Origin of the sequence: Gilliamella sp. wkB18 (genome assembly GCF_001690875.1) — a bacterium.
Classification (GTDB): domain Bacteria; phylum Pseudomonadota; class Gammaproteobacteria; order Enterobacterales; family Orbaceae; genus Gilliamella; species Gilliamella apicola_A.
Genome location: NZ_LZHM01000107.1, coordinates 1 through 5,998 on the forward strand (window position 1 = coordinate 1; position 5,998 = coordinate 5,998).

The window sequence follows — 5,998 nt, forward strand, 5'->3', positions numbered from 1 at the left end:
GGGCGGTATTTTGATGGCATAATTATTCCTTATTCCTTAATCATCTGGGTTATTCCGTTATATGGTACCGTTGTTTGATTTCGGCGAGCTCTTCTTGCGATGTGGCATTAAACGCTTCGACCATCCATTCGGGCCAGCCTTCACCTTCAATCCTATGGGCTTTAAATTCCGCTTCTTGATCTGACTTATATTCGCCGTCATCGATATTGGCAGATTTATAATGCACCATAAAACTATTGATCCATCCCCAAACAAATGTACTTCCTGCGCCGGCTCGAGCAGGATCTAACATAATATGATCTATCACTTGGTGCGTGCCCGGTTGGCAGACCATTAACACGGTTGAACTTAAGGCATTACGTGACATATTATGAATAATAACACCGTGCAAATCGTCCCAATCATACTCTTTTATTCGGCGTTTTTTCGGTTGTAAAAATACCGAAGGATGCCGTAAAAACTTAAAGTTAAAAAAGTAACTTTCATTAACATAGACTTTACCGGTTTTACGGTTAAATATAATGGGGCTGCCACGGCGGGAAAACAAATTTAGATAGAGTTCTGGAATTAGAACATACATACCTAAACAACTTGCAATAAATCCAACTATAATTATCATTAAAGTAAACGGTTTAATTGTAGGATTATCATATTCCGTTATTAACCAAAGAAAACTCAAAGTAGAGCCAGTTCCAAAGATAAAACCAATAATATACAAACAAGCATAAAAAATCTGATCATTGTGATCCTGACGAATAAAGGCACAATAGGTATTATTGGCATAACTTAAGCGATCGTCATGCAAAGGTACACTATAAGGACCTTTATCTAGATCACCAAACCAACCAAAAATTTGCGGGCGGTATTTTGATGGCATAATTATTCCTTAATCATCTGAGTTATTCCGTTATATGGTGCCGTTGTTTGATTTCGGCGAGCTCTTCTTGCGATGTGGCATTAAACGCTTCGACCATCCATTCGGGCCAACCTTGCCCTTCAATCCTATGGGCTTTAAATTCCGCTTCTTGATCTGACTTATATTCGCCGTCATCGATATTGGCAGATTTATAATGCACCATAAAACTATTGATCCACCCCCAAACAAATGTACTGCCTGCACCGGCTCGAGCAGGATCTAACATAATATGATCTATCACTTGGTGCGTGCCCGGTTGGCAGACCATTAACACGGTTGAACTTAAGGCATTACGTGACATATTATGAATAATAACACCGTGCAAATCGTTCCAATCATATTCTTTTATTCGGCGTTTTTTCGGTTGTAAAAATACCGAAGGGTGATGTAAAAACTTAAAGTTAAAAAAGTAACTTTCGTTAACATAGACTTTACCGGTTTTACGATTAAATATAATGGGGCTGCCACGGCGGGAGAGTAGATAATAATACAGTTTGGGAATAACATAATACATAGCGAGACAACAAGCAATAAAACTAGGGATGCTTATTATTGTTATTTTGTTACCAATTTCAGAGTCATTGGAGCAAAAAATCATTATAAAAGCACCGACAGTTGATATACTTCCCAAAATAGTAGCAACAAAGTAAAGGCAAGCATAAAAAATCTGATCATTGTGATCCTGACGAATAAAGGCACAATAGGTATTATTGGCATAACTTAAGCGATCGTCATGCAAAGGTACACTATAAGGACCTTTATCTAGATCCCCAAACCAACCAAAGATTTGCGGGCGGTATTTTGATGGCATAATTATTCCTTATTCCTTAATCATCTGGGTTATTCCGTTATATGGTGCCGTTGTTTGATTTCGGCGAGCTCTTCTTGCGATGTGGCATTAAACGCTTCGACCATCCATTCTGGCCAGCCTTCACCTTCAATCCTATGGGCTTTAAATTCCGCTTCTTGATCTGACTTATATTCACCGTCATCGATATTGGCAGATTTATAATGCACCATAAAACTATTGATCCATCCCCAAACAAATGTACTTCCTGCACCGGCTCGCATAGGATCTAACATAATATGATCTATCACTTGGTGCGTGCCCGGTTGGCAGACCATTAACACGGTTGAACTTAAGGCATTACGTGACATATTATGAATAATAACACCGTGCAAATCGTTCCAATCATATTCTTTTATTCGGCGTTTTTTCGGTTGTAAAAATACCGAAGGGTGATGTAAAAACTTAAAGTTAAAAAAGTAACTTTCATTTACATAGACTTTACCGGTTTTACGATTAAATATAATGGGGCTGCCATAGCGGGAGAATAGATAATGATACAGTTGAGGAACCGCATAATACACAGTGAGGCAACAAGTAATAAATCCAATAATTCCAATTAAACAAAGCATACTACCACGATCAGGATTATCATAATCCATAATAAATGTACAAGATCCAACAACTGATATACTTCCCAAAATAGTAACAATAAAGTGGAGACAACCATAAAAAATCTGATCATTGTGATCCTGACGAATAAAGGCACAATAGGTATTATTGGCATAACTTAAGCGATCGTCATGCAAAGGTACACTATAAGGACCTTTATCTAGATCCCCAAACCAACCAAGAATTTGCGGGCGGTATTTTGATGGCATTTTATTCTCCTTTTATTTATTCATCGTGAAATTGGTTGCTGCTTCGATTAATGATAAGCGGGATTTCGTTATCATCTTGTGCATTAGGGCTGATATTGATTTGGTAGTTATTTATTAGATCATAAGCAAAGGTGCCCGCTACCCAGGTTATTACCGTTAGGTGACTTTCTGGCTGGTTAGGAGCTGGCTCTTTTACTTCGATTTTTTCAATATCGGTAAAATTAGATTGCCATACCGCTTTGCCCTGAGTGAGGGTTTTAAAGGTTTTTGCTTCATAATGGTCGATAAAATAGTTTTTATCGGTGGTGACATATTCGGTGATTTTTAGGGTTTCTTTGGCTTTATCTTCGTTTAGGTGGATTGGGGAGTGCGCCACTACTGAGTGGTTATTTACCCCTGTTGAACTGATATTAAAGCGAGATTCAATCATATCCTCATCACGTTGCCCATTCTTACCAAATAATGTAACCGTGGCCTGCAACGGCAGGTGGGCGATGGTTGCATTATTCGGGTATGTTAAATAAAAATAGAGGTGGCGGTGATGTAGCTTCATCCCACTAAATGAACTTGGTTTTTTAAAGATCATAAAGGTGTCAATGCCCGACACCGCAACTAAATAGTCATTTACCGACTGCCCAAACCCCACAAATGCCTCTTGCTCTTCGTGATAAGCGCCATACCCTAAATAGGCAAACTCTTCTTGCACCCCAAAATAACAGCGGTTTAACCAGTGATCGATAGGGGTAAAATTATCGTATTTTTTGCTATAAGCAATTAAGTATAAACTTGAAATTAATAAAAGGGCACCAATCCCTATAGTCAATTCACTTCCCAATAATAATAGGACAGCACCAACACCTAAGAATAGAGAACCAAACAATCTAGTTCTAAAATAACTTTTATGCTCCATATTCCACATCCCCAAGGCACTTTTTAACTCGCCTAAGGCTTCAAAAATAGTTATAGCCGCAAAGGCTTTGGCTATGGTTTTAGAAATCAAGGTATTTAACATCAGTCTGGCTTCGATTTCAGGCACTAATGTGCCCGAAACTGTTGAACGCATCGCTTTAACTAGCTGCATTTTTAATTTGATGTCACGGTATAAAGCCACGCTATCAACACTTAATAACGCTAACGAGCCTAAGTCAATCGCCAGTTGGTACATTTTTTTATCTTGGCTTTCACCTTCTTTAACGGTGTCCCACGCTTTTAGGTTATCGTGAATATTTAACATGCTGATAACGCCCATTATTGCATTGACACCATAGCTAAGTTTAACTGCTTTAGCACTTTGACGAGTTATTTTTACTTGTTTATGCGTTGACAGTTTTTCTTCAATTTTCGCTTTTTCCATTTCGCTTTGATTCATCGCTTCGATTTCGCGATTTATCTCACGCTGTTTGATTTTGTCTTCTCGTTTATTCTCATTCGACTGGTGAATCGCTTCGTCGTTGCGGGATTTTTGTTGATTGACCATGTCAATTTTGCGTTGTAATACGGTTGTACGATTGACCAAGGTGACATAACCCGCCATTTTGCTAGTTAAAAAGTTTTTAAAATCATAAGGGGTAAGTATCTCTTTATTTTTTAGATAGCTGACCACTATCCCTTTACTAAACTCATCTGGAAAACAGAGCGTAAAGGTAAACTTTTGAGTTGTTGGTTTTTTTGACCCGACGTCATATTTTGGGTCGGTGACATCAAATTTTTCTAAAAAGGCAATTTCAGGTCCCGTTAAGCTGTTTTCACGGAAAAAACTCCCTTGTAGTTGGGTTAATAGTGCGTACACTTGTCGAATCTTATCTTGTCTCACTTGCATAGTAAACTCAACAGGGTGCCCCCCCAAATCGCTTAAATAAGAGAACGTATCAAGCAGTTTTAAGCGTGGCTCAATAGGCTGGTGTTGCTTATTGGTTTTTAAAAGCGTGTATTTTTTAAGCCCTAACTCATGCAGATATCGATTTTTACCCGCATCCATTATGACAATGGGTGCGCTTGCCATTTCGGCTAGTTTGTCATTAATCGAATTTAAACATTTTTTTAGTCGGTTAAGCTCGCTAATTTTTTGGTTTCTTATTTTTTGTAGCTTGTAATGCGCTTGTGGGTCATAGTTTTGATGTTGGTTTAACGCTTCTTGTTTGGCGTTAATTTCTTGTTGTTTTTTTTCAATCTCTAGCTCTAAGCTCTCTTTGGTTTTTAGAAGGGCTTGCTCTTTATTGCTTTTAGTGGTTTGTATCTTTTGTTCTTGATGCGCATTATAAGCAGAAGCAAAACCAGTTGATTGGCTGATAACATCACGCCATTTTACCGGTGTATCGGTGTCTAAATCGAGAAATGCCATTGCTTCAAGGTCAATCCCTTGGTTATTTTTATGCTCTACTATATAAAAAATACTAGCTGGGTTGCTCAGTAGTTCATCCCATAGGGCATCGTCTTCTTCAAAACGCACTTCTGCATGGGTTGAATCAATCAAGATTTGGATAATTTCTTTTATATGAATAAGCGAGCTTGTATCGTTTGAAAAATCAAACTCTTTCTGCCAAAAATGATTTTGATTAAAAGACGTCGGTTTTATTTTGCTGTATGGCGAGATAAATTTTGCATCGCCAAATAACCAACGAACATAAGTAAAATAGTCTTGTGACCACTCTTTATAATAGTGAGTTATTTCTTTAAATTCGCTTTCTAATTCATCTTTAAATTTATTAACTTCACCATGATTAATCTGCTGGTTTATTTTTTCAATTTTTTTGGCCTTTTCTGATTCGGTGTCTTTAATTTCATATTCGACTTTTTGTAAAAATTCATTACCAGAGTCATAAGCGGCATCAATATTTTTTAGGTATTCATAGTGTTCTTGTAGCCGAGCGATTTCAGTGTCATAAGCATCTTCAATTGAAGTTCGATAATTCTCCATTAACTGTAAAATCGTGCGCTTTTTAAACATGTCAGCTTGATAATACTTAAACATGCGTTTTAACTTGGGGTTAACTTGGTTATACAGTGCTTCACCCCGCCGTTGGTATACTTCTGTTTCGTCACGGTCAAAAGGCATTAAGGATTTAGCTTTTGAGGGAGCGTGGCTATCTTCTTGGGGGGTAAATACATGCAGGTGCGATACCCGTTGCGAGTTGAGTTCTTCGGCGATGCCTAAAGTGTCTTCCAGCACGACGCCGCAGGATATCGGTTTATCCCCTTGGTATAATTGATTGGTATGTAGCACATATTTTAATTTTTGGTCTTTTAAACGGGTAAACCCATGTACCGATTCAAAATTATCAAGATGCTCATCAAAACGAAATTCCAGTACTTTGCTGTTTTCTGCTTGGTAAGTTTGATAACTACTACCAAAAATATCTTTAAACGGTACGGCTCGGTTGCCAGTTGCCTCAGACGGTGAGTCTTTGAGTTTTT

4 protein-coding genes are annotated in these 5,998 nt (G+C 38.0%); all 4 read right to left on the bottom strand.

Features of this window, described 5'->3' with window-relative positions:
* Nucleotides 1-49 precede the first annotated feature (49 nt).
* Nucleotides 50-877: a DUF6708 domain-containing protein gene (locus A9G48_RS10580; protein ID WP_065576147.1), complete on the bottom strand. Its 828-nt coding sequence runs from the start codon at nt 875-877 to the stop codon at nt 50-52.
* 22 nt (nt 878-899) lie between these two features.
* Entirely contained in the window at nt 900-1,727 is an 828-nt protein-coding gene (locus A9G48_RS10585) for a DUF6708 domain-containing protein (RefSeq protein ID WP_065576148.1), read from the bottom strand.
* 29 nt (nt 1,728-1,756) lie between these two features.
* Nucleotides 1,757-2,584 (bottom strand): DUF6708 domain-containing protein, encoded by an 828-nt coding sequence (locus tag A9G48_RS10590; protein WP_065576149.1) that lies wholly within the window; start codon nt 2,582-2,584, stop codon nt 1,757-1,759.
* 16 nt (nt 2,585-2,600) lie between these two features.
* The coding region (locus tag A9G48_RS11730; protein ID WP_176702016.1) for a hypothetical protein at nt 2,601-5,998 on the bottom strand (3,398 nt) is incomplete at its 5' end.